This window comes from Pseudomonas sp. R32, from assembly GCF_009866705.1.
GTDB classification, from domain to species: Bacteria; Pseudomonadota; Gammaproteobacteria; order Pseudomonadales; family Pseudomonadaceae; genus Aquipseudomonas; species Aquipseudomonas donghuensis.
This window is the reverse complement of sequence record NZ_CP019396.1, coordinates 4695469-4717784: the sequence shown is the minus strand read 5'-3', so window position 1 is coordinate 4717784 and position 22316 is coordinate 4695469. Positions and strand designations below refer to the sequence as shown.

At 64.3% G+C, this 22316-nt stretch carries 19 protein-coding genes; 13 read left to right on the top strand and 6 right to left on the bottom strand.

The genetic code is table 11. From position 1 onward, the window contains the following. Nucleotides 1-16: 16 nt before the first annotated feature. The 3 genes from fecA to PspR32_RS21720 all read right to left on the bottom strand — a co-directional run bounded on the left by fecA (nucleotide 17) and on the right by PspR32_RS21720 (nucleotide 3872). Nucleotides 17-2356, bottom strand: coding sequence for a TonB-dependent Fe(3+) dicitrate receptor FecA (gene fecA / locus PspR32_RS21730; RefSeq protein WP_159389148.1), 2340 nt, complete (start codon nucleotides 2354-2356; stop codon nucleotides 17-19). A 92-nt stretch (nucleotides 2357-2448) separates the two neighbouring features. Further along, nucleotides 2449-3381 carry a FecR domain-containing protein gene (locus PspR32_RS21725; RefSeq protein ID WP_036996857.1) on the bottom strand — a complete coding sequence of 311 codons (933 nt, stop codon included), beginning with the start codon at nucleotides 3379-3381 and terminating at the stop codon, nucleotides 2449-2451. Then, nucleotides 3378-3872: a sigma-70 family RNA polymerase sigma factor gene (locus PspR32_RS21720; RefSeq protein ID WP_010220662.1), complete on the bottom strand. Its 495-nt coding sequence runs from the start codon at nucleotides 3870-3872 to the stop codon at nucleotides 3378-3380. The genes PspR32_RS21725 and PspR32_RS21720 overlap by 4 nt, the downstream gene beginning before the upstream one ends. 219 nt (nucleotides 3873-4091) lie before the next feature. Between PspR32_RS21720 and PspR32_RS21715 the strand changes: the two genes are divergently transcribed. The 7 genes from PspR32_RS21715 to PspR32_RS21685 all read left to right on the top strand — a co-directional run bounded on the left by PspR32_RS21715 (nucleotide 4092) and on the right by PspR32_RS21685 (nucleotide 12410). After that, a complete protein-coding gene (locus PspR32_RS21715; protein WP_010220664.1) occupies nucleotides 4092-6059 on the top strand; it encodes a ligand-gated channel protein in 1968 nt (655 codons plus the stop codon). Nucleotides 6060-6134: 75 nt separating this feature from the next. Then, nucleotides 6135-6440, top strand: coding sequence for a DUF3649 domain-containing protein (locus PspR32_RS21710; protein WP_100782513.1), 306 nt, complete (start codon nucleotides 6135-6137; stop codon nucleotides 6438-6440). Further along, nucleotides 6437-8020, top strand: coding sequence for a PepSY-associated TM helix domain-containing protein (locus tag PspR32_RS21705; protein WP_159389146.1), 1584 nt, complete (start codon nucleotides 6437-6439; stop codon nucleotides 8018-8020). The genes PspR32_RS21710 and PspR32_RS21705 overlap by 4 nt, the downstream gene beginning before the upstream one ends. Then, complete coding sequence (locus PspR32_RS21700; protein WP_010220668.1) at nucleotides 8020-8346, top strand: DUF3325 domain-containing protein; 327 nt, start codon at nucleotides 8020-8022, stop codon at nucleotides 8344-8346. The genes PspR32_RS21705 and PspR32_RS21700 overlap by 1 nt, the downstream gene beginning before the upstream one ends. 1 nt (nucleotide 8347) lies before the next feature. Then, on the top strand, nucleotides 8348-8932 hold the full coding sequence (locus tag PspR32_RS21695) for an RNA polymerase sigma factor (RefSeq protein ID WP_010220669.1): 585 nt from the start codon (nucleotides 8348-8350) through the stop codon (nucleotides 8930-8932). Continuing rightward, entirely contained in the window at nucleotides 8929-9903 is a 975-nt protein-coding gene (locus PspR32_RS21690) for a FecR family protein (protein WP_010220670.1), read from the top strand. The genes PspR32_RS21695 and PspR32_RS21690 overlap by 4 nt, the downstream gene beginning before the upstream one ends. Nucleotides 9904-10007: 104 nt before the next feature. Continuing rightward, entirely contained in the window at nucleotides 10008-12410 is a 2403-nt protein-coding gene (locus tag PspR32_RS21685) for a TonB-dependent siderophore receptor (protein WP_159389145.1), read from the top strand. On the opposite strand, the gene PspR32_RS21680 is transcribed toward PspR32_RS21685, so the two are convergent. Next, nucleotides 12407-13282: an AraC family transcriptional regulator gene (locus PspR32_RS21680; RefSeq protein ID WP_159389144.1), complete on the bottom strand. Its 876-nt coding sequence runs from the start codon at nucleotides 13280-13282 to the stop codon at nucleotides 12407-12409. The genes PspR32_RS21685 and PspR32_RS21680 overlap by 4 nt on opposite strands. 137 nt (nucleotides 13283-13419) lie before the next feature. Here PspR32_RS21680 and PspR32_RS21675 point away from each other — a divergent pair, with 137 nt between their 5' ends. Together PspR32_RS21675 and PspR32_RS21670 are read left to right on the top strand one after the other, a co-directional pair. Further along, nucleotides 13420-14322: a DMT family transporter gene (locus tag PspR32_RS21675; RefSeq protein ID WP_010220673.1), complete on the top strand. Its 903-nt coding sequence runs from the start codon at nucleotides 13420-13422 to the stop codon at nucleotides 14320-14322. A 163-nt stretch (nucleotides 14323-14485) separates the two neighbouring features. After that, nucleotides 14486-14866, top strand: coding sequence for a hypothetical protein (locus PspR32_RS21670; RefSeq protein WP_010220674.1), 381 nt, complete (start codon nucleotides 14486-14488; stop codon nucleotides 14864-14866). A 13-nt stretch (nucleotides 14867-14879) separates the two neighbouring features. Here PspR32_RS21670 and PspR32_RS21665 read toward each other — a convergent pair whose 3' ends face one another. Both PspR32_RS21665 and PspR32_RS21660 read right to left on the bottom strand, forming a co-directional pair. Beyond that, on the bottom strand, nucleotides 14880-15851 hold the full coding sequence (locus tag PspR32_RS21665) for a 2-hydroxyacid dehydrogenase (RefSeq protein ID WP_159389143.1): 972 nt from the start codon (nucleotides 15849-15851) through the stop codon (nucleotides 14880-14882). A 73-nt stretch (nucleotides 15852-15924) separates the two neighbouring features. After that, nucleotides 15925-16872: a LysR family transcriptional regulator gene (locus PspR32_RS21660; protein ID WP_010220676.1), complete on the bottom strand. Its 948-nt coding sequence runs from the start codon at nucleotides 16870-16872 to the stop codon at nucleotides 15925-15927. Nucleotides 16873-17058: 186 nt separating this feature from the next. Here PspR32_RS21660 and PspR32_RS21655 point away from each other — a divergent pair, with 186 nt between their 5' ends. From PspR32_RS21655 to PspR32_RS21640, 4 genes are read left to right on the top strand one after another with little or no spacing between them, the layout of a single operon-like run. Then, nucleotides 17059-18585, top strand: a complete 1527-nt coding sequence (locus PspR32_RS21655; RefSeq protein ID WP_100782519.1) for an efflux transporter outer membrane subunit — start codon at nucleotides 17059-17061, stop codon at nucleotides 18583-18585. Then, on the top strand, nucleotides 18582-20768 hold the full coding sequence (locus PspR32_RS21650; protein WP_159389142.1) for an FUSC family protein: 2187 nt from the start codon (nucleotides 18582-18584) through the stop codon (nucleotides 20766-20768). The genes PspR32_RS21655 and PspR32_RS21650 overlap by 4 nt, the downstream gene beginning before the upstream one ends. Next, nucleotides 20758-20958, top strand: coding sequence for a DUF1656 domain-containing protein (locus PspR32_RS21645; protein WP_010220679.1), 201 nt, complete (start codon nucleotides 20758-20760; stop codon nucleotides 20956-20958). The genes PspR32_RS21650 and PspR32_RS21645 overlap by 11 nt, the downstream gene beginning before the upstream one ends. Before the next feature lie 11 nt (nucleotides 20959-20969). Further along, the gene (locus PspR32_RS21640) at nucleotides 20970-21836 is read left to right on the top strand and encodes an efflux RND transporter periplasmic adaptor subunit (protein ID WP_010220680.1); all 867 of its coding nucleotides are present in this window, start codon (nucleotides 20970-20972) and stop codon (nucleotides 21834-21836) included. The last annotated feature ends 480 nt before the right edge of the window (nucleotides 21837-22316 follow it).

The following is a 22316-nucleotide window of genomic DNA, read 5'->3' as shown; positions in this document are numbered from 1 at the left end:
TTTTGCATGCGCTGGATCAGAACGCGACGGAGGTCTGCAGGTATATCGTACGAGGTTCACCCACGTACTTGCCCTTGTTGTTGTCGTCGAACGAGCGGGTGTAGTACTGGTGATTGAAGATGTTCTTCACCCCCACGGCAACGTTGAGGTTCGCCAGTTGCGGGCCGAAGTCATAGGCTGCGCGGCTGCTGAACAGCATGTAGCCGGGGATGCGCCCGGTGCTGCCGTCGGCGCTTTCGGCCGCGGTGTTGGCGTTGTCGGCAAACTGGTCGCTCTGGTAGGTGCTGTCGAGGTTGAGCTTCCACTGGCCCTCGCTGTAGCCGATGCCCAGGGTGCCTTTGTGGCGGGATGAGAAGGGCACACGATTGCCCTTGTTCGGCCCGTCTTCACGGATTTTCGCGTCGACAAAGGCATAGGTTGCGTACACGTCGAAACCCGCCAGTGCCGGGTTCAGGCCTTCGAGGGCGTACTTGACGCTGGTCTCGATGCCCTGGTGGCGGGTTTCGCCGCGGGCGATCACCGAATCGTTGGTCTGGTTGCTTTCGTACTGGTTGTCGAAATTGATCAGGAATGCGCCGATTTCAGCCTGCAGGTTGCCGTTGTCGTAGCGGGTACCCAGTTCCCAGGTGCGGGCTTTTTCCGGTTTGACTTCGCCACTGCTGACCCGGTTGGGCATCTGGCTATACTGCACGCTGCCGAACGAGCCTTCGGTGTTGGCGTACAGGTTCCAGCTGTCCGTCAGGTGGTACATGACGTTGAGCGCCGGCAGGGCGGTGTTGTAGTCGCCCTGGTAGCGCTGGCCGTTGAGCTTGTTGGACTGCTCGGAGTCGATCATCTCGTAGCGGATGCCCGGGGTGATGGTCCACTGGCCGATGTCGATGCGGTCGTCGAGGAAAATCGCGTGGGCTTCGGTGCTGCCACGGGTGTCGCGGTCGTTGCGGCTGGCGGTGGTCGGCAGCTGGTTGGCGGCGATCGGTTCGCGGTAGCGCAGCTCATGGCCGGCTTCGTTGATGTAGCGGTAGCCAACGCCGACTTCGTGCCAGCTCTCGCCGAGGGCAAAGCCCTGGGAGAAGCGCGTTTCGATGCCGCGTACCCAGTACTCGCGCGGCGACAGCGAGACGAAGCTGCCCTGGTCCAGGTAACCGCTGCGCAGGGTCTTGGTGAAGAAGCTGTTGACGCTGAACTGACGGGCGTCTTCCTTGTAGTCGTAGCCGAAGTTGAACATTGTCCGCCGACCCCAGAACTTGTCCATCAGGCGGGTCGACTGGTACGGGTCGGCATCGTAGTCGGCAGCGCTCAGGCCGCCGGGCATCTGCGCTTCGCCTTCGTAGTACTGGGCCATGGCGTGCAGGCTGTTGGCCTCATCGAGCTGGTATTTGCCCTTGAGGATCAGGTCGTCGATCTGTGTGTCGCTGTGCTCGCGCCAGTCGCCGCCGCGGCTGCCGGAGTAGAGCAGGGCGCCGCCCAGGCCGTTGGCGTTGGTGCCGCCAGCGAGCAGGTTGGCGCTGGTCTTGAAACCGTCATGGCTGGAGGACGGGCTGGTCTGGGTCTGGAAGCCGGCTTTCACCGTCGGCTCGTCGGGGATCGCCCGGGTCACGAAGTTGACGATGCCGCCGACGTTCTGCGGGCCATAGCGTACCGCGCCGCCGCCGCGCACCACGTCCACCGCGTCCATGTTGCCCATGCTGATCGGGGCGAACGACAGCTGTGGCTGGCCGTAGGGGGCGAAAGGCACCGGGATGCCGTCCATCAGCACCGTCGAGCGCGAGGCCAGGCGTGGGTTGAGCCCGCGAATGCCGAAGTTCAGCGCCATGTCGTGGCTGCCGGTGCCGTTGTTTTCCGGGGCGTTGACGCCGGGGATACGATTGAGCACTTCGCGCGCGGTGGTGGCGCCGCTGCGTTCGAAGTCCTCGCGGCGGATCACGTCGCGGGCGCCGGCATGTTCGAAGACGTTGTCCTGCTGCGCCGCGCCCAGCCAGTCGCCGACCACGGTGGAGGCGCCGAGCTCGACCGGTGCATGGGTTGCCGCGAGCGGTTGCAGGCTGAAGGCGTTGTCACCCTCGGCACGCGCTTGCAGGCCGCTGCCTTGCAGCAGCGCATCGAGGCCTTGCTGCGGGCTGTACTGGCCCTGCAGGCCGGGGCTCTGCACGCCGCTGGTAAGGTGCGAGCCGAACGAGATCAGTACACCGCTTTCGCGGCCAAACTGGTTCAGGGCGTTTTCCAGGCTGGTGGGGGCGATCTGGTAGGTGCGCGCCGGGGCCTCTGCTGCCTGGGCGGCAACGGCGGTGAAACTCAGGCTGGCACCCAGCAGCAGGGTGCGCAGGGCCTGGGCAAGTGGGCTCGGTCGAAGGGGCATGCAGGAGGTCCTTGAGAAGGTCGAAGCAAAGGGGTCTGCCTTCTCTGTCACGCGAGAATTGAAAACGGCTCAGGTCCGTTGAAAAAAATGTTTCAGGCCCGCGCTTCGACCGTCACCCAGTAGCGGGTAAAGCGTCTGACGCGCACCGGTAATGCCACTTCCAGCATGTCGAGAATGCGTTCGCTGTCGGCCAGTGGATAACTGCCGGAGATCAGCAGGTTGGCGACCTCTGGCGCGCAATTGAGCTGACCGCGCCGGTAGCGGCCCAGCTCGTCGAGAAACGCCCCCAGGGGCATGTGCGCAGCCACCAGCATACCGTCGACCCAGGCCCCGGCATTGTTGTCCAGCGCCTGAGTGGCCTGCCATTGCGGGCCGTTGAAGCGCGCTTGCTGGCCGCCGGGCAATACCTGCCCGGCCAGGCTGGCGCTGCCTGCAAACACCGCCAGCTGGCTGTACCCGGCAAACTGTCGCAGGTTGTAGCGGCCGCTGCTCAGGTGCAGCAGGCCGTGCGCGCTGAGCAGTTGCAACGGTCGGCTGTCGCCGGCCACCGTCAGTTGCAGCTCACCGTCCAACAGGCGTACCAGGCGCTGGCTGGCGTCGAAACGCACATCGGCGGCGCTGCGGGTGTTGAGCTGCAGCAGGCTGCCGTCGTCCAGGGCCAGGCGCCGGCGTTCGCCGACCGGGCTGCGGTAATCGGCCAGCAGTGTCGGCAGCGGGTTGTGCGAGTGCAAGGCCAGGCCACTGGCACTGCCGACACCGAGGATCAGCAGGGTTTTCAGCGCCCGTCGGCGGCTGGCCGAACGTGGCGCCTGCAAGGCGGCGTGGGCCAGGGGCGAGGACAGGCCGCGCAAGCGCTGGTTGACCCGCTGGATGTGCTCCCAGGCGCGCTGGTGGTTGTCGTCGGCCTGCAACCATTGCTGCAGGGCCTGTTGCTGACGTGCATCGAGGGCACCGCCCTGCAACTCGATCAGCCAGTGCACGGCCTGTTCGGCCACCTGCGGGGAAAACGCCTGATGGCCGTTCACAGGGCGAAGTAACAGCGCATGGCCGCCTTGCTCAGGTAGCGCTTGACTGTGGCCAGGGAGATGCCCAGTTGCGCAGCGATCTCGCTGTAGCCCAAGCCATCGACCTGGGCCATCAGGAAGGCGCGCTTGACCGCCAATGGCAGGCCGTCGAGCAGGCGGTCGAGCTCCAGCAGGGTCTCGAAAATGATTGCCCGGTGTTCTTCCGACGGCGCCAGTGCTTCGGGCAACTGCGCCAGCGCCTGGAGGTAGGCGCGCTCCAGGTCCTGACGGCGGTAGTGATTGCACAGCACGCGCTTGGCCACGGTGGTGAGGAACGCCCGCGGCTCGTTGAGCAGTGGCGTTTCGCGGGCCTGGAGCAGGCGCATGAAGGTGTCCTGGGCCAGGTCCGCAGCGCTGTCGGGGCAGCCCAGACGCCGGCGCAACCAGCCGGTCAGCCAGTTGTGATGGTCGAGGTAGAGGCCTTCGAGCGAGGAAGAGGGAGCGCTGGGCACCGTGAACACTCCGGCGCCGGGATGCGCAACAGAATAAGAATTGTTCGCATTGTAGTAAAGAGTGCCACTACTCGGCAATCGGCGCCTGACTGACGGGCGTAGCAGAGGATCGGGAAAATGTAAAAAACGTAAATACGCTTTACTCTCATTTGAGAATAAATAGCATTCGCTCCCTTGATGAATTTACGCAACCTTTACATTTCTCAGGGAGAGGTCCTCGTGTCCCCGACTTTCAGCAAATCCTGCCTCGCGCTCACCCTCTGCTCGCTGTACAGCGCCCACGCCAGCGCCCAGACCCAGCCACTGGAGCTGGACAACATGGTGGTGACCGCGTCGGGTTTCTCCCAGCAGATCAAGGATGCGCCGGCATCGATTTCGGTGATTACCCGCGAGCAGATCGAGAACAAGTCCTACCGTGACGTCACCGATGCCCTGCGCGATGTGCCGGGCGTGGTGGTCACCGGTGGCGCCAGCTCCAGCGACATCAGCATTCGCGGCATGGCCTCCAAGTACACCCTGATGCTGGTCGACGGCAAACGCCAGGACTCGCGCGCGACCCGCCCGAACAGCGATGGTGCCGGTATCGAGCAGGGCTGGATGCCGCCGCTGGAAGCCATCGAGCGTATCGAAGTGGTGCGCGGGCCGATGTCGTCGCTGTACGGCTCCGATGCCATGGGCGGGGTGATCAACATCATCACCCGCAAGGTCACCCCGCAGTGGTATGGCGGCATCCGCACTGAAGCGACCTTCCAGGACCGCTCCGACTCGGGCAACTACAACAGCACCAACGCCTTTATCTCCGGGCCGCTGGTCGACAACCTGGTCGGCCTGCAGCTGTACGGCCAGCGTTCGCGCCGCGACGAAGACCATATCGTCAACGGCTTCAACGAGCAGAGCACCGACAGTGCCACGGCCAAGCTCTCGTTCACCCCGGATGAACACAACGACATCACCCTGGAAGCGGGCAAGTCCGAGCAAGAGCGCAACGCGCACAAAGGCCGTTCGGCGAGCCGATCCGCCAGCCGCAACGACTACGACCGCACCAACTTCTCCATCACCCACTCCGGGCGCTGGGACAGCCTCACCAGCGAAAGCTACCTGCAGCGCGAGAAAATCGAGAACCCCGGCCGGCGCATGGAACTGGAAAACACCGTGCTCAATTCGCAGGTGTCGTTCTTCAGCGATTCGCACATCACCACCCTAGGCGGCCAGTACAAGTACGAAGACCTCAGCGACGAGGGCAACCAACTGGCCTCGGCGGCCAGCGTCAACCAACTGACCCGCTGGTCGTGGGCACTGTTTGCCGAAGACGAATGGCGCCTGACCGAAGCCTTCGCCCTGACCGGCGGCCTGCGCATGGACCGCGATGAAAACTACGGCACCCACTGGTCGCCACGCCTGTACGGGGTCTATCACCCGACCGAGCAATGGACCATCAAGGGTGGCGTATCCAGCGGTTATCGCTCGCCGGACATCCGCGCCGCCGTGGATGACTGGGGCCAGATCACCGGTGGCGGTGGCGACCCGGCAATCATCGTCGGCAACTCCAGCCTCAAGCCGGAAAAGAGCCTGAGCCAGGAAATCGGCTTTATCTGGGACAACCTTGAAGGTTTCTCCACCGGCCTGACCCTGTTCAACACCGACTTCAAGGACAAGATCACCGAGACCCGCCGCTGCACCGACAGCACCGGCAATGCCTCGGGCCAGTGCCAGATCGGCGGCACCTCGTACAAGTTCATCAGTGACCGGGTCAACGTCGATGAAGCGCAGATGCGCGGTATTGAAGCGACCCTGGACTGGGACATCACCCAGAGTGTGTCGCTGGCCACCAACTACACCTTCACCGCGTCCGAGCAGAAGAGCGGCCCGCAGAAGGGCAAGGCCTTGAACCAGATGCCACGGCACATGTTCAACGCTACCCTCGACTGGCAGGCTACAGACCAGCTGGGGACCTGGGCACGCCTGAACTATCGCGGCAAAACCTCGGATTACCTGGGCCGTACCACCATGTCCGACGGCACGCCGTCGTACACCTTCGTCGATCTCGGCGGCACCTATCGGGTGACCAAGAACGTCAAGCTGCTGGCCGGTGTGTACAACGTCTTCAACAAGGAAGTGGATTACGAAAACTACCAGACCGTACTGGATGGCCGCCGTTACACCGTGGGCGTCGATCTGTCGTTCTGATCCGTCTGGCCGGCGGCTTTGATTATGAGAATATAAATCATTATTATTGTGCGCTTCTCGTAATGGACGGATGCCATGAAAAGCAAAGCCGCCGGGCTGCCCCTCAGTTACCGCCTGGCCGTGACCTCCCGCAGCCTGGCTGCCGTGTTCGGTGGCTATCTGCTGGCGGCCATGGCCAGCGTCTGCATCACCCTGTTGCTGCCAGTGCCGCGTGCCGAGGCGGTGATCAGCGGCATGATGCTGTCCTTCCTGTTCTACCTGGTGGCCTTCCTCTGGTGCTTCGCCTGTCGTAGCGCCTGGCAGGCCTGGCTGGGTGTCCTGGTGCCAAGCCTGGTGCTGGCAATGATCAGCGGCCTGGCCTATTGGATGAAAAGCGCATGAAAGAGGGCTTTCGCCAGGCCATGGCCTGGCTGCACACCTGGACCGGGCTGATCTTCGGCTGGTTGCTGTTTGCGATTTTCCTGACCGGGACAATGTCCTATTTCAAGGAAGAAATCAGTCACTGGACGCAGCCGGAAGTGCCCAGCCGAGCGCTGGACCCGGCGGCGAGCCTGGACCTGGCCCAGCGCTACCTACAGGAGCATGCGCCGACGGCCGGCAGCTGGTTCATCCAGTTGCCCAACGCCCGCGAACCGGCATTGAGCGTGGGCTGGCCCAAGCCTGGAGGCGGGCGCCGCGATTTCACCTCGAAAACCCTCGACCCTGCCACCGGCAGCGAACTGCAGGCGCGCGAGACCCGTGGCGGCGAGTTCTTCTATCGCTTCCACTTCCAGCTGCAGATGCCTCACCCCTGGGGCCGCTGGCTGTCGACCTTTGCCGCGTTCATCATGCTTCTGGGCCTGGTGACCGGAATCATTACCCACAAGAAGATCTTCAAGGAGTTCTTCACCTTCCGTCCGGGCAAGGGCCAGCGTTCCTGGCTCGACGGGCATAACGCCATTGGCGTGCTGGTGCTGCCGTTTCACCTGATGATCAGCTACAGCAGCCTGGTGATCTTCATGGCTATGGTCATGCCGGCCAGCATCATTGCCAGCTATGGCGACAATACCCGTGGCTTTTTCAGTGACCTGTTCGGTGCGCCCGACGAGGTCAAAGTGGCGGGTACACCGGCGCCGCTGATGCCGTTGCCGCAGCTGTACGCCAAGGTTCAGGCACAAGCGCCGGGGGCCAACCTGTCGTGGGTCGAGGTGCAGAACCCCGGTGACCAGAACGCCCGGGTACGCTTCGTGCGCCATGCCGGCGACCGCATCGCTCACCAGCGTGGCGGTGGCTGGCTGTTCGATGGGGTCAACGGCACCCTTCAGGGCGGCAGCCAGATCGATGCCACACCGATGCTGATTTCCGGCGGCATGTACGGCTTGCACATGGGGGTTTTCGCCGGCCCATGGTTACGCTGGTTGTACTTCTTCTTCGGCCTGGCCGGCACGGCGGTGATCGGCACCGGCCTGGTGATGTGGCTGGGCAAGCGCCAGCTCAAGCATGCCAAGAGCGGCACCCAGCCGTTCGAGTTGCGCCTGGTCGAGGTGCTGAACATCGCCAGCATGAGCGGCCTGCTGATCGGCGTGGCGGCGTTCTTCTGGGCGAACCGCCTGTTGCCGATTGGCCTGGAGGGCCGTGCCGACTGGGAGATCAACTGTTTCTTCCTGCTCTGGGCGCTGTCGTTGCTGCACGCCATGCTGCGCCCGGGGCGCCGTGCCTGGGCCGAGCAACTGGGCCTGGGGGCCTTGCTGTGGGCGGCTTTGCCGCTGCTCAACGGCCTGACCACGGGGCAGGGCTTGAACCATTCGATCGCCGTCGGCGATTGGGCCATGGCCGGTTTCGACCTGAGCGCATTGGCCAGCGGGCTGTTCCTGGCCTGGGCCGCCACCAAAATGTGGCGGGCGCCGGTAGTGGCGGCCAAGCGTGCGCCGCGTGAGGCCAAGAGCGCACCCGGCACGTTGATCGAAAGCGAGGTGAACTGATGCTGGCCATTGCCCTGTTTGGTTTTGCCGGCTTTGCCGCCCTGTGCCTGGCCATGGAAAAGCACTACAAGGACCTGCTCGGGCACAAGCCCGGTCATGCGCGGCTCATGGCCCTGCGCATCGCCGGCTGGGTACTGCTGGCTCTGGCGCTGCTACTGGCCGTGCGCCACAGCGGCTGGGCCATGGGCCTGGTCGAGCTGTTCGCGGTGCTGATGGCCGGGGTCACCCTCTGGGTGTTCCTCTTGCCTTACCAGCCGCGCCTGTTGCTGGGCCTGGCAACGGCCAGCGTGGTGCTGGCGCCGTTGACTGCGATGGCATCACTGTAAGGTGGTGAACGAGCCGCTCGATCTGCCCGCCGACGGTGCATGTGACGCCGACGGGGCGAGCGGTCGCGCGCGCTTTGTGCAGGTGTTCCTTGCCCAGCGGGCGCAGATGGAAGCTCTGGTCAGCCGCCGTATCGGTTGCCGGGCCACGGCTTCGGACCTGATCCAGGAGTTGTTTTTGCGCTTCTGGCGGCGCCCGCAGGTCAAGGTCGAGGCACTCGATACCTATCTGCTGCGCTGTGCCGGCAACATCGCCATTGATCACCTGCGCAGCGAAGGCGCGCGAGAGCGGGTCACCGACAGCCTGCAGCTGGAAGTCGCCGACGATCATGTCAGTGAACCGCAAGCGGCCCTGGAGGCAAACAGCGACTTGCAGCGCATTGAAGCGGCGCTGCGGGAGCTGCCCGAGCGTACCCGGCAGATCTTTCTGCTCAACCGCATCCACGGGTGCAAGTACGCCGAGATCGCCAAGGCCATGGGCCTGTCCCAGAGCGCCGTGGAAAAACACATGATGCGCGCTCTGGAGGCGTGCAAGGCAAGTGTTGCGCTGCCGTCGGCCAGCCCGCGCAAGCCAGGGAAAGCACCATGACCGAGATCACCGCCGAGCACGAACAGGCCGCACTGGGCTGGCTGAGCCGGATCAACGAACAGCCGCAATTGGCCGAGCGTGCCGAGTTCAAGCGCTGGCTGCTGGCCAACCCGGCGCATGCCCGGGCCTATGCCCAGGCCCAGGCGTTGTGGCGCCTGAGCGAAGCACCGGCCAGCCTGCTGGCCGCCGAAGAGGACCAGGCCCTGCAAGGTTACCTGCGCGCCATGCAGCAACCGGCGCCGGGGCGCACCTGGCGCCGTGTTGCCAGCTGCGCTGCAGCCGCCTGCCTGGTGCTGGCGCTGGGAACGGCGGCAGGCTGGCATCCGGGGTACTGGCTGGACGACCTGCAGGCGGATTACGTTACAGCCGCGGGGCAGGTTGAGGAGGTGGTGCTGGCCGACAATTCGCACATGACCCTGGATGCCGGCAGTGCGGTATCGGTGGATTTCACGCACGGGGTGCGACAGGTGACGATCCGCCGGGGCGCGGCGTTCTTTCATGTCACGCATACCGGTGAGCCCTTTGTGGTCGACGCGGCAAACGGCCAGACCCAGGTGCTCGGTACCCGGTTCGAGGTCCGCAAGCACAGCGGCGGGGCCCGGGTCACCGTGCTCGATGGCCGGGTCGCGGTGACGGCGGCCCCCGGGCGTTTGCAGCAACAGCTGAGCGGCGGCCAGCAGGTCGCCTATCGCGACGGCACCGCCAGCGCCGTCGAAGCGGTGGACAGCGAATCACGCCTGGCCTGGCGCCAGGGCTGGCTCAATTACTACCAGGTGCCGCTGAGCACGGTGATCGACGACTTGGCCCGCTACTACCCGGGGCGCATCATCCTGCTCGACAGCGAGCTGGGCAAACGCAAGGTCAGCGCCAGCTTCCCGGCCAGCCAGCCACTGGCGGCGCTGGATTCGCTCGGTGCGGTGCTCGGCTTCAAGCGCAATACCCTGCTGGAGCGGGTCACGCTGATCCGCTGAAAAATATTTTTAGAAAGTGCTGAGGTAACCTCGTGCGACAACCGTGTAGTGAGTGAAAGTGCGATTCATTCGCATAAACATCACTCCTTCACAGGTCATCGGTCATGAAGTTCACACCCTCGCCAGCGCGTCGCTTTTCACGTTGGCTCAGTGTCGCGGCGCTGGCTGCGGGTAGCGCATTGCCCTTGGGTGTCGCCGCCGCGCAGCAGGTCTACAGCTTTTCCCAAGCGAGCAAGCCGCTGGTGCAGGCGCTCAATGACTTCAGCCGGTTGACCGGGCAAAGTGTGATCTACACCGCCGACCTGCCATCGATCAATGCTCCGGCCCTCAACGCCAGCCTCAGCGCCGAGCAGGCTTTGCAGCAACTGCTAGGCAATTCCGGCTTCGCCGTTCGCCGCGTCGATGTCCGCACCCTGACCTTCGAACCGCTCGATGCCGGCACTGCGCTCAAGCTTGAGGCGACCACGGTGAACTCGCAGGCCGACGCCGACTACAGCTATCAGCCGCCGCAAAGCAGCTCGGTGATGCGCAGCCAGGCATTGATCATGCAGACGCCCCAGGCCATTAACGTGGTACCGGCCCAGGTGCTCAAGGACCAGGCCCCGCGCAACCTCGACGATGCCCTGGCCAATGTCAGCGGCGTGACCCAGGGCAACAACTTCGGCGGCACCCAGGACACGGTGATGAAGCGCGGCTTTGGCGACAACCGCGACGGCTCGATCATGCGCGATGGCATGCCCATCGTGCAGGGCCGCAGCCTCAATGCCACCACTGAGCGGGTCGAAGTGCTCAAGGGCCCGGCCTCATTGTTGTACGGTATCCAGGACCCGGGCGGGGTGATCAACGTGGTCAGCAAGCGGCCGCAACTGCAACGCTACAACGCCCTGAACCTGCGCGGCTCTACTTATGGCAGCGGCAAGAACGGCAGCGGCGGCGGCCTGGACAGCACCGGCGCGCTGGGCGAGAGCAACTTCGCCTACCGCCTGGTGCTCGACCATGAAGATGAAGACTACTGGCGCAACTTCGGCACCCACCGCGAATCGCTGGTGGCGCCATCGCTGGCCTGGTACGGCGAAGACACCCAGGTGCTGCTGGCCTACGAGCACCGCGAGTTTCTCTATCCGTTCGACCGTGGCACCGCCATCGACCCGCGCACCAACCACCCGCTGGATATCCCCAGCACCCGGCGCCTGGACGAGCCGTTCAATGACATGCAAGGGCGCTCGGACCTCTATCGGCTGGAGGTCGATCATCAGCTTGCGGATGACTGGAAAGCCCACTTGGGCTTCAGTTACAACCGTGAAACCTACGACGCCAGCCAGGTGCGGGTGACCGGCGTCAACGCCGCGCGCGGCACCCTGACCCGCAGCATGGACGGCACCCACGGCGCACTCAGCAGCGACCGTTTCGCCACCTTGAGCCTTGAGGGCACGGTGCAACTGGCGGGGATGCAGCACGACCTGCTGTTCGGCCTGGATAACGAATACCGCAAGGTCTACCGCGCCGACCTGATCCGCCAGAGCAGCCTGAGCACCTTCAGTTACCTGAACCCGGTGTATGGCCGCGAAGTCGAAGGCACCAGCGTGCGTGACAGCGACAGCGCGCAGACCGACAAGCTGCGCAGCGACTCGCTGTTCTTCCAGGATTCGATCCACCTCGATGAGCACTGGATCCTGGTCGCCGGCGCGCGCTACCAGATGTACGACCAGCTCGCCGGGCGCGGGCGGCCGTTCAAGGCCAACACCAACAGCAATGGCCAGGCCTGGGTGCCGCGGCTGGGCCTGGTGTACAAGGTCGACGAGCAGCTGTCGTTCTATGGCAGCTACACCGAATCGTTCAAGCCCAATTCCAGCGTCGCCCCACTGAGCGGCGGCCTGGTGCTGGACTCGGGCGTGGAACCTGAACAGGGCAAATCCTGGGAACTGGGTGCCAAGCTCGACGTGCCGGGGGCGTTGACCGGCACCCTGGCGCTATTCGACATCCGCAAGCGCAACGTGCTGGTGGCCAACTTCGACTCGGCAACCGGCGACACCCTCTACAGCAATGCGGGCGAGGTGCGCTCACGGGGCGTCGAGCTGGACCTGAGCGGGCAGTTGAGCGAGCGCTGGAGCCTGATCGGCAACTATGCCTTCACCGATGCCGACGTCACCCAGGACCCCACGCTCGAAGGCAATCGCCTGCAGAACGTAGCGCGTCACAGCGGCTCGCTGTCGGCGGTGTATGACGCGGGCAGCCTGTTCGGCGGCGATCGCCTGCGCCTGGGCGCCGGTGCGCGCTATGTCGGTGAGCGGGCGGGCAACGCCGAGAATGATTTCGAGCTGCCGGGCTACACCGTCGCCGATGCCTTCGCCAGCTACGAAACCCGCCTGGACGAGCACAAGGTGCGCTTGCAGTTGAACGTCAAGAACCTGTTCGACCGCACCTATTACAGCTCGGCGGTGAACCGTTACTTCGTCTCGGTGGGCGATGCGCGTCAGGTCAGCCTGTCCAGCACCCTCGAGTTCTAAGCGCTGAAGGCGGCCCGGTAAGCACCGGGCGTGGCCCCCAGGGCCTGGCGGAAGCGGTTGCTGAAATGGCTGGCGCTGGCAAAGCCGCACAGCAGGGCCACTTCGCCCAGCGGCAGTTGGCCATGGCGCAGCAGTTGTCGCGCCTTGGCCAGGCGCCGGGCCAGCAGGTACTGGTGCGGCGGCAGGCCGAAGCTTTCGCGAAACATCCGCGCGAAGTGGTACTCGGAGAGGTTGCACAGCGCCGCCAGCTCGCCAAGGCTCAGGGGTTGATCGAGGTGGCCTTCGACATACTCGCGCAGTTGCCGGCGCTGGTGCGCGGCCAGCCCGCCTTTAAGACGCAGGCCCTGGCGCAGGTCAACCTGGCTGAGCAGGGCATGGTCGAGAATCTCGTGGGCCAGGCTGCTGGTCAGCAGGCGCTCGCCCGGTTCGTCCCAGTCCAGGGCGATCAGCTGGCGAAAACGCCGGGCCTGCTCGGGGTCGTCGAGAAAGGTCGCCTCCTGCAGTTGCAGTTCACGGGGTTCGCGGTCCAGCAGGCTGACGCAACCGAGGGCGAATTGCTCCTGGCTGATGTACAGGTGTGCCAGGCGGATCGAGCCGTTGACCACCCAATGCGAGGCCGATCCTGCCGGCATGATGCACAGCTTGTCGGGTGCGCCGGTGTGGCCGGGGCGGTCACGGCGAAAGGTGCCGGTGCCGTCGGCGATGTAACACGACAGGGTGTGATGGCTGGGAGCCTCGTAGTCGCGGGCGTCGTGACGGTTGTTCCACAGGGCTGCTGCCAGGCCGTCCCCCAGGTGCGCGCTGTGTTCCAGGCGGGCATGGGGTGAGTCGTGCATGGCTTTGAAGACTTGCAGCTGGTCCAACGGCGTCATGGTCCTTACCTCTGTGGGCCATCGTACTCCGCCAGGCCGGGGCTGACAGCTGTTGCCTGTGCAAAAGCGCAAGAATGTGCAAGTGCCGGATGAGGTTGCAGTTGCACACTGGTGGCCTGCAATCGAGGAGTGCCGCCATGAACCTGTCGTTATACCTGCTCACTGTGCTGATCTGGGGCACCACCTGGATTGCCTTGAAGCTGCAACTGGGCGTGGTCGCCATTCCTGTGTCGATCGTCTACCGCTTTGCCCTGGCGGCGCTGGTGCTGTTTGCCATCCTGCTGCTCAGCCGCCGCCTGCAACCGATGAATCGCCGCGGCCACCTGATCTGCCTGGCCCAGGGCCTGTGCCTGTTCTGCGTCAACTTCATGTGCTTTCTGACCGCCAGCCAGTGGATTCCCAGTGGCCTGATCGCCGTGGTGTTCTCCACCGCCACCTTGTGGAACGCGCTGAATGCGCGGGTATTCTTTGGCCAGAAGGTTGCCGCCAATGTGCTTGCCGGTGGCGCCCTCGGCCTGGCCGGGCTGGGCCTGCTGTTCTGGCCGGAGCTGTCCGGGCATGCCGCCAGCCGCGAAACCATTATCGGCCTGGGCCTGGCGCTGCTGGGCACCCTGTGTTTTTCGGCCGGCAACATGCTCTCCAGCCTGCAACAAAAGGCCGGCCTGCGGCCGCTGACCACCAATGCCTGGGGCATGCTCTATGGCGCGAGCATGCTCGGGCTGTACTGCCTGGTCAGCGGCATTGCGTTTGCCATGGAATGGAACACGCGCTACATCGGCTCACTGTTGTACCTGGTGATCCCGGGCTCGGTGATCGGTTTTACCGCCTACCTGACCCTGGTCGGACGCATGGGGCCGGAGCGGGCCGCTTACTGCACGGTGTTGTTCCCGCTGGTGGCGTTGAACGTCTCGGCGTTCTACGAGGGGTATCAATGGACGGCGCCGGCGTTGGCAGGCCTGGTGCTGGTGATGCTGGGTAACGTGCTGGTGTTTCGCAAGCCCCGGCCCAAGGTGGTCGAGCCGGTCGTGGCCTTGAGGTAGCAATCGCGGGTCAAGCCCGCTCCCACAAGTTGGGATTAATCTGTGGGAGCGGGCTTGACCCGCGATGAGGCCGACGCAGTACCTGATAAAAATGCCAGGTTTCAGGGACGTTCCAAGGGCGTAACTTGCGCTCAACACATCCGCAGCGTTCGAGGCAACGGTCATGGAAGTGATGATGGGCAAGTCCGATAAACCGGTGGTCGCGCCGCCCACTCTCAAAGATGCGGCCTGGACTGTCAGCCTTTCCCAAGTGGGCGAGGAGGGGCTGACGCTCAGTGGTTATTCCTTGCCAGGCTTGCAGGGCTCTCAAGGAGCAACCTTGCTCCTAGGCTGGATTGGTTTTCCACCGGGAGGGGATCCGGAAACCTACTCGGACTCGCATGCAATCGAGCGTTGGGAAGACTATCGCGGGCACGAGTTCGTGCTGCCCAGGCGCTATTTGCAAAGCGCACTGGGCGGCACTGGTGTGCTGTTTTTCGATCTCTCGGTGCTCAGCCTGCCGTCGCAGATTTCACCACTGATAACGGTAAGGGTGGTTGATTAGGTACTCGTACCGCCTACTTCCACACCTGCGGATTGACCAGATCCCGCGGCCGCTCACCCAGCAAGGCGCTGCGCAGGTTATCAATCGCGCGATTGGCCATGGCCTCGCGGGTTTCAGCGGTAGCCGAACCTACATGCGGCAAGGTCAGGGCGTTTTTCAGCTGGAACAACGGCGAGGCTGCCAGTGGTTCCTTCTCGTACACATCCAGCCCGGCGCCGCGAAGGGTGCCGGCCTGCAGGGCCTCGATCAGCGCCGCCTCATCCACCACCGGCCCACGGGACACGTTGATCAGGAAGGCACTGGGCTTCATCAGCTGCAGTTCACGGGTGCTGATCAGGTGCTTGGTCTGCGCCCCCAGTGGTACCACCAGGCAGACGAAGTCAGCTTCAGCCAGCAGCTCATTGAGGCTGCGGTATTGCGCGCCCAGTTCCTGTTCCAGGGCCGGCTTGCGGCTGTTGCCGCTGTAGAGGATCGGCATGTTGAAACCGAAGCGCCCACGCCGGGCAATGGCCGCGCCGATATTGCCGAGGCCGACGATACCCAGGGTCTTGCCATGCACGTCGCTGCCAAACTGCGCCGGGCCCACGGTGGCCTGCCATTGCCCGGCCTTGGTCCAGGCATCCAGCTCGGCCACCCGCCGCGCCGCGCCGATCAGCAGGGCAAAGCCGAGGTCGGCGGTGCTCTCGGTGAGCACGTCAGGGGTGTTGGTCAGGGCGATGCCGCGCTGGTTGAAGTAGGCCAGGTCATAGTTGTCGTAGCCCACCGAGACGCTGGCGACCACTTCCAGCTTGCTGGCGTTTGCCAGTTGCGCCTGGCCGAGCTTGCGGCCGACGCCGATCAGGCCATGCGCCTCGGGCAAGGCGTCGTTGAACTGGGCACTGATGTCGCCGAGCTTGGGGTTGGGCACGATTACGTTGAAGTCTTGCTGCAGGCGTTCGACCATCGCCGGGGTGATGCGGCTGAAGGCAAGGACGGTCTTTTTCATCGGCGAAATCTCTGCGGGCGGTGGAGAATGGGTAGCACGCTATCATTCTCCACCACCCCTGTGCAGCAAGATTTCAGGTGGCGATGCGCAGTTCGTGGGTTTTCAGGTCCGCTTCGTGGGCGGCGAGAATTTCCGGCAGAGAATTGCGCAGGTACTCGACCCAGGTCTTGATCTTGGCATCCAGGTACTGGCGCGACGGGTAGATCGCGTACAGGTTGAGCTCCTGCAGGCGGTACTCGGGCATCACCCGCACCAGTGAGCCATCACGCAGGCCCTCGATCGCCGAATAGATCGGCAGCACACCAACGCCCATGCCACTGCGGATCGCGGTTTTCATCGCGTCGGCGGAGTTCACCTGGAACGGCGCCTGGGTGATGTTGACCACCTCCTGGCCTTCGGGGCCGTCGAACAGCCATTTCTCCAGCGGGATCACCGGGCTGACCATGCGCAGGCAGGCGTGGTTGAGCAGGTCGCTGGGCTTGTGGGCGATGCCGTGGCGTTTCACGTAGTCGGGCGAGGCGCAGACGATGCTGTAGGTGATGCCCAGGCGCTGGGAGACAAAGCCCGAGTCCGGTAGCTCGCTGGCCAGCACGATGGACACGTCGTAGCCTTCGTCGAGCAGGTCCGGCACGCGGTTGGCCATGGTCAGGTCGAAGGTCACGTCCGGGTGGGTTTCGCGGTAGCGGGCGATGGCATCGATGACGAAGTGCTGGCCGACCCCGGTCATCGAATGCACCTTCAGTTGCCCGGCCGGGCGCGCATGGGCGTCGCTGGCCTCGGCTTCGGCTTCTTCGACGTAGGTGAGGATCTGTTCGCAGCGCATCAGGTAACGCTTGCCGGCCTCGGTCAGGGCGATGCGCCGGGTGGTGCGGTTGAGCAGGCGGGTTTGCAGATGGGCTTCAAGATTGGAGACCGCCCGCGACACGTTGGCGGTGGTCGTATCCAGTTGCACGGCCGCGGCAGTGAAGCTGCCGACTTGCGCGACGCAACTAAAAGCACGCATGTTTTGCAGGGTGTCCATGGGTCGCTCTCAAAGTAGACGACAAATTGTGACATGAAGTAACCGAGGCGGTCTTCAGACTAAAGCCGGATTATCACTGTTTTCGTAACAAAGATTCGCAGTAATGCACGCTTATCGCCAGTGCGGCGGCCCCCTAGAATTGCGTCTCCAAGCGTCATCCACCTTCTATGTCGGGAATTCGCAGCTGTGCCGCGTCGCATCATCAGAGCGCTCAATGCGCTCAGTGCCTGTGCCTTTAGCTTGACCTTGAGCGGCTGTATCGGAACCTGGGGCATTGCCCCGCAAAGCAAGACGCTGCAAGCCAATACCCTGACCACCGACGCGGCGATCCGTGAAGCCGCCCTCGACGCCCATTGGCCCGACCAGCAATGGTGGCGGGCCTACGGCGACCCGCAACTCGATCGCTGGATCGCCCTGGCCGTGCAAGACAGCCCGACCCTGGCCATGGCCGTCGCCCGTGTGCGTGAAGCCAAGGCCATGGCCGGGGTGGTCGAGTCGGCAGAAAAACTGCAGGTCAACGGCCAGTCGACGCTCAAGCGCCACAACTGGCCGCAAGACCAGTTCTATGGCCCCGGCGCGTTGTCCGGGGCCAACACCTGGGACAACAATGCATCGCTTGGCTTGAGCTACGCCCTGGACCTCTGGGGCCGGGAGCGCAATGCCAGCGAGCAGGCCGTGGACATGGCCCACATGAGCGTGGCCCAGGCGCGTCAGGCCCAGCTCGAGCTGCAGAACAACATCGTCAAGGCCTACATCCAGCTGTCGCTGCACTTTGCCCAGCGCGATATCGTCAAGGCCGAGCTTGAGCAGCAGGAGCAGATCCTGGCCCTGGCCGAACGGCGTCTGGCCGGTGGCATCGGCACGCACTTTGAAGTCAGCCAGGCGCAGACGCCACTGCCGGAAACCCACCGCCAGCTCGATGCCCTCAATGAGGAAATCGCCCTGGCCCGTAACCAGCTGGCAGCCTTGGCCGGTAAAGGTCCAGGCGAGGGCGCGCAGCTGCAGCGTCCACGACTGGCGCTGGGCACTGCGCTGAAATTGCCCTCGGCCTTGCCCGCCGAACTGGTCGGCCAGCGCCCGGACGTGGTCGCCAGCCGCTGGCAGGTCGCAGCCCAGGCCCGTGGTATCGATGTCGCCCATGCCGGCTTCTTCCCCAACGTCGACCTGGTTGCTGGCCTCGGTTTCATGGCCACCGGCGGCGGGCCGCTGGAGTTTCTGACCGGGCGCAAGTTCAACTACAACGTCGGCCCGGCGATCAGCCTGCCGGTGTTCGACGGCGGTCGCTTGCGCTCGCAACTGGGGGTTGCCGCGGCTGGTTATGACATCGCCGTGGCGCGCTACAACCAGACCGTGGTCGAGGCGCTCAAGGGTGTTTCCGATCAGTTGATCCGCCGTGAGTCGATGCACGAGCAGCAACACTTTGCCGCCGAATCGGTGGCCTCGGCGCAAAAGACCTATGACATCGCCATGATCGCCTTCCAGCGCGGCCTGACCGATTACCTTAATGTGCTCAACGCGCAAACTCAGTTGTTCCGCCAGCAACAAATCCAGCAGCAGGTCCAGGCCGCACGCCTGAGTGCCCATGCCGAACTGGTCACGGCCCTGGGCGGCGGCCTGGGCGCGGGCAACGATGTGCCCGGAGAAGACCGTCAGCAGGCGCCGAAAACCCCGGTAACCCTGGCAGTCTTCGACAAGCCGGGCCATGCCGAATGAGCGCACTGACCCTGCCGTTTCGCTGGCTGGCCACCCTGGAGTGGCGTCGCGGGTTCTTTGAATGGGTGCGCACCGACGGGGTCACCTGGGTGTACATCTTCAAGGTCCTCAGCGCCGCCTTCCTGACCCTGTGGCTGGCCATGCGCCTGGAACTGCCGCAGCCGCGCACGGCGATGATCACTGTGTTCATCGTCATGCAGCCGCAGAGCGGCCATGTGTTCGCCAAGAGCTTCTACCGGCTGCTGGGCACCCTGGCCGGCTCGTCGATGATGGTCGCGCTGATCGCCTTGTTCCCGCAGAACACCGAGCTGTTCCTGCCGAGCCTGGCGATCTGGGTCGGCCTGTGTTCGGCCGGCGCCATGCGCTACCGTACCTTTCGCGCCTATGGTTTCGTGCTCGCCGGTTACACCGCGGCGATGGTCGGCCTGCCGGCCTTGCAGCACCCTGACGGCGCGTTTATGGCTGCGGTGTGGCGGGTGCTGGAAATCTCCCTGGGGATCCTTGTCTCGACCCTGGTCAGCGCCGCGATTCTGCCGCAGTCGGCCAGTGCCTCGATGCGCAACGCCCTGTACCAGCGCTTTGGCGTGTTCGCCGGCTTCGTTGCCGAGGGCCTGCGCGGCGACAGCCAGCGCGACCGCTTTGAAAGCAGCAACGTGCGCTTTATCGCCGAGGCCGTAGGTCTGGAAAGCCTGCGCAGCGTCACCGCCTTCGAAGACCCGCACATGCGCCGGCGCAATGGGCGCCTGGGGCGGATGAACAGCGAATTCATGGCCATCACCACGCGCTTCAACGCCTTGCACCAGTTGCTGGAGCGCTTGCGTTTGCGTGGGCCGCTGCAGATCGTCACCGCCATCGAGCCGGGGCTCACCGCCCTGGCCGAGCTGCTCGACGCCTATGCCGGTCGCGGTCTCACCGAGGGTGATGCGGCGCGCCTGGCCGAACAGCTGGCGGCCTACAAGGAAGGCTTGCCGGAGCGCGTGCGCACCCTGCGTGCAGCGTATGTCGAGAGCGGCCCGAGCGATGCCGACCTGCTGGACTTCCACACTGCCTACGAACTGCTGTACCGCTTCGTCGACGACATGCACAGCTACGCCCAGACCCACGCTTCGCTGACCGAGCACAACCATGCCCGCGAGCAGTGGGATGAGCCCTATGTAGCGCAGACCAACTGGATGGCCTCGCTGGCGGCCGGCGTGCGCGCCTCGTTCATCCTGCTGGTGCTGGGCAGTTTCTGGATCATGACCGCCTGGCCGAGCGGGGCGATGATGACCCTGATCGCCGCGGCCACCGTCGGCCTCTCGGCGGCCACGCCAAACCCCAAGCGCATGTCGTTCCAGATGGCCTGCGGGACCTTGTTCGGCGCCTTTGTCGGCTTCTTCGAAACCTTCTTCGTGTTCCCCTGGATCGACGGTTTCCCGCTGTTATGCCTGGTGCTGGCGCCGGTGTTCGTGTTCGGCGCGTTCCTCGCCTCGCGACCGGCCTATGCCGGTTACGGGCTGGGCCTGCTGATCTTTTTTGCCACCGGTTCCGTGCCGGACAACCTGACCATCTACAACCCTTACAACTTCATCAACGACTACATCGCCATGGTCATCGGCATGCTGGTCTGCGCCGCTGCCGGGGCAATCATCCTGCCGCCCAACAGCCGCTGGTTGTGGAGCCGCCTGGAGCAGGATTTGCGTGCCCAGGTGCTGTATGCGATCACCGGGCGCCTGCGCGGCTTGGGTTCGAGCTTCGAAAGCCGCACCCGCGACCTGCTGCACCAGGCCTATGGCCTGGCGGTCGGCCAGCCGCGGGTGCAGAGCAAGTTGCTGCGCTGGATGTTCGTGGTGCTTGAGGTCGGTCATGCGATCATCGAACTGCGCAAGGAGCAGGCGATTTTGCCGGTGCACCCGTGCTACGCCGAATCGCAGCCCTGGCGCCAGGCCATCCGGGTCATGGGCCGCGCCCTGGCGCGCCTGTTCATGCAGCCGAGCGCGAGCAACCACGAGCGTGCGCTGGTGGCGGTGGACCATGCCATCAGCCGGGTGCAGGCCACCGACGAGCCGTTCGCCCGCCACTTCGACACCTCGGCCCTGCGCCGGGTGCAGAGCTACCTGCATTTCATCCGTACTTCACTGCTCGACCCTCAGTCGCCGCTGGCCGAACTGGCCCCGGCCAAAGGACTGCCCCATGCCTCGTGAAATCGCCTTCCATGGCGTCTACATGCCGACCATGACCTTGATGTTCCTGTTCGCCGCCGGCCTTGCCTGGGGCCTGGACCGGTTTATCGCCAGTCATGACGGCTACCGCTTCTTCTGGCACCCGGCGCTGCTGCGCCTGTGCCTGTTTATCTGCCTGTTCGGATCCATCGCCCTGACTCTCTACCGTTGAGACCCCTGTTGATGAAAAAGTTTTTCAGCCTGATCGCCACCTTGCTCGTGCTGGCCGCTGCCGTGGTGATCGGTCGCCAGCTCTGGGTGCATTACATGAACACGCCCTGGACCCGCGACGGGCGCGTGCGTGCCGACATCATCAACGTCGCTGCCGACGTGCCGGGTTATGTGGTCGATGTGCCGGTGCGCGACAACCAGTTGGTGAAGAAGGGCGATGTGCTGCTGCAGATTGACCCCGAGCACTACCAAGTGGCGGTCCGCCAGGCCCAGGCGCTGGTCGCCTCGCGCAAGGCCACCTGGGAAATGCGCAAGGTCAACGCCCATCGCCGCGCCGACATGGACAACCTGGTGATCTCGCGGGAGAACCGTGACGATGCCAGCAACATCGCCAACTCGGCGCTGGCCGATTACCAGCAGGCCCAGGCGCAATTGGCGGCGGCCGAGCTGGACCTCAAGCGGACCAAGATCCTCGCCACGGTCGATGGCTATGTCACCAACCTCAACGTCCATCGTGGTGACTACGCGCGCACCGGCGAGCCGAAGATGGCGGTGGTCGACAAGGATTCGTTCTGGGTTTATGGCTTCTTCGAAGAGACCAAGCTGCCGCACGTGCGGGTGGGCGACCAGGCCGAGTTGCAGATGATGAGCGGCGAGCGGCTCAAAGGGCATGTAGAGAGTATCTCGCGCGGTATCTATGACCGCGACAACCCGGAAAGCCGCGAGCTGATCGCTGACGTCAATCCGACCTTCAACTGGGTGCGCCTGGCCCAGCGGGTGCCGGTGCGGATTCATATCGATGAAGTGCCCGAGGGCTTTTTGCTGGCGGCGGGTACCACCTGTACGGTGGTGGTCAAGCCCGGCAAGGCGCAGGGTTGAGTTGATCGCGGGGCAAGCCCGCTTCTACAGGATCTAGGGGCGGGCCAATCGAAATTTTGGGGACTATGATCCTAGGGGTGGGGTGGGATGTTCAGATTGCGAGCTTATCCATTCGTTGTGGCGCTGCGGCTGGCCCCTTCCGCCTTTACGGCGTCCTACTTTTCTCTTGGGAAAAGTAGGCAAAACCGCTCGCTCCCGCATACGGCCCTACGCTGCGCTTCGGGTTCCTTCGCTTCGGTGCCTTCCAGGGGCATCGCGGCCTACGACTTGCTACGCCAAGTCTACGTCTCGCGACTTCGGCTTGGGCCGAAGGGTGCTACGCACCAGCCCCCTCCAGACACCTACGCTCAGCCTCCTGAAGTCGCGAAGTTACGGGCAGCGCCTGCACGGGCGTATCTGCGAAAGCAGATTATGGCGTAGCCAAACTGACCCCGAAGCGAGGACCGACCTGCTTCATCTTGATCTTGATCTTCATGCACG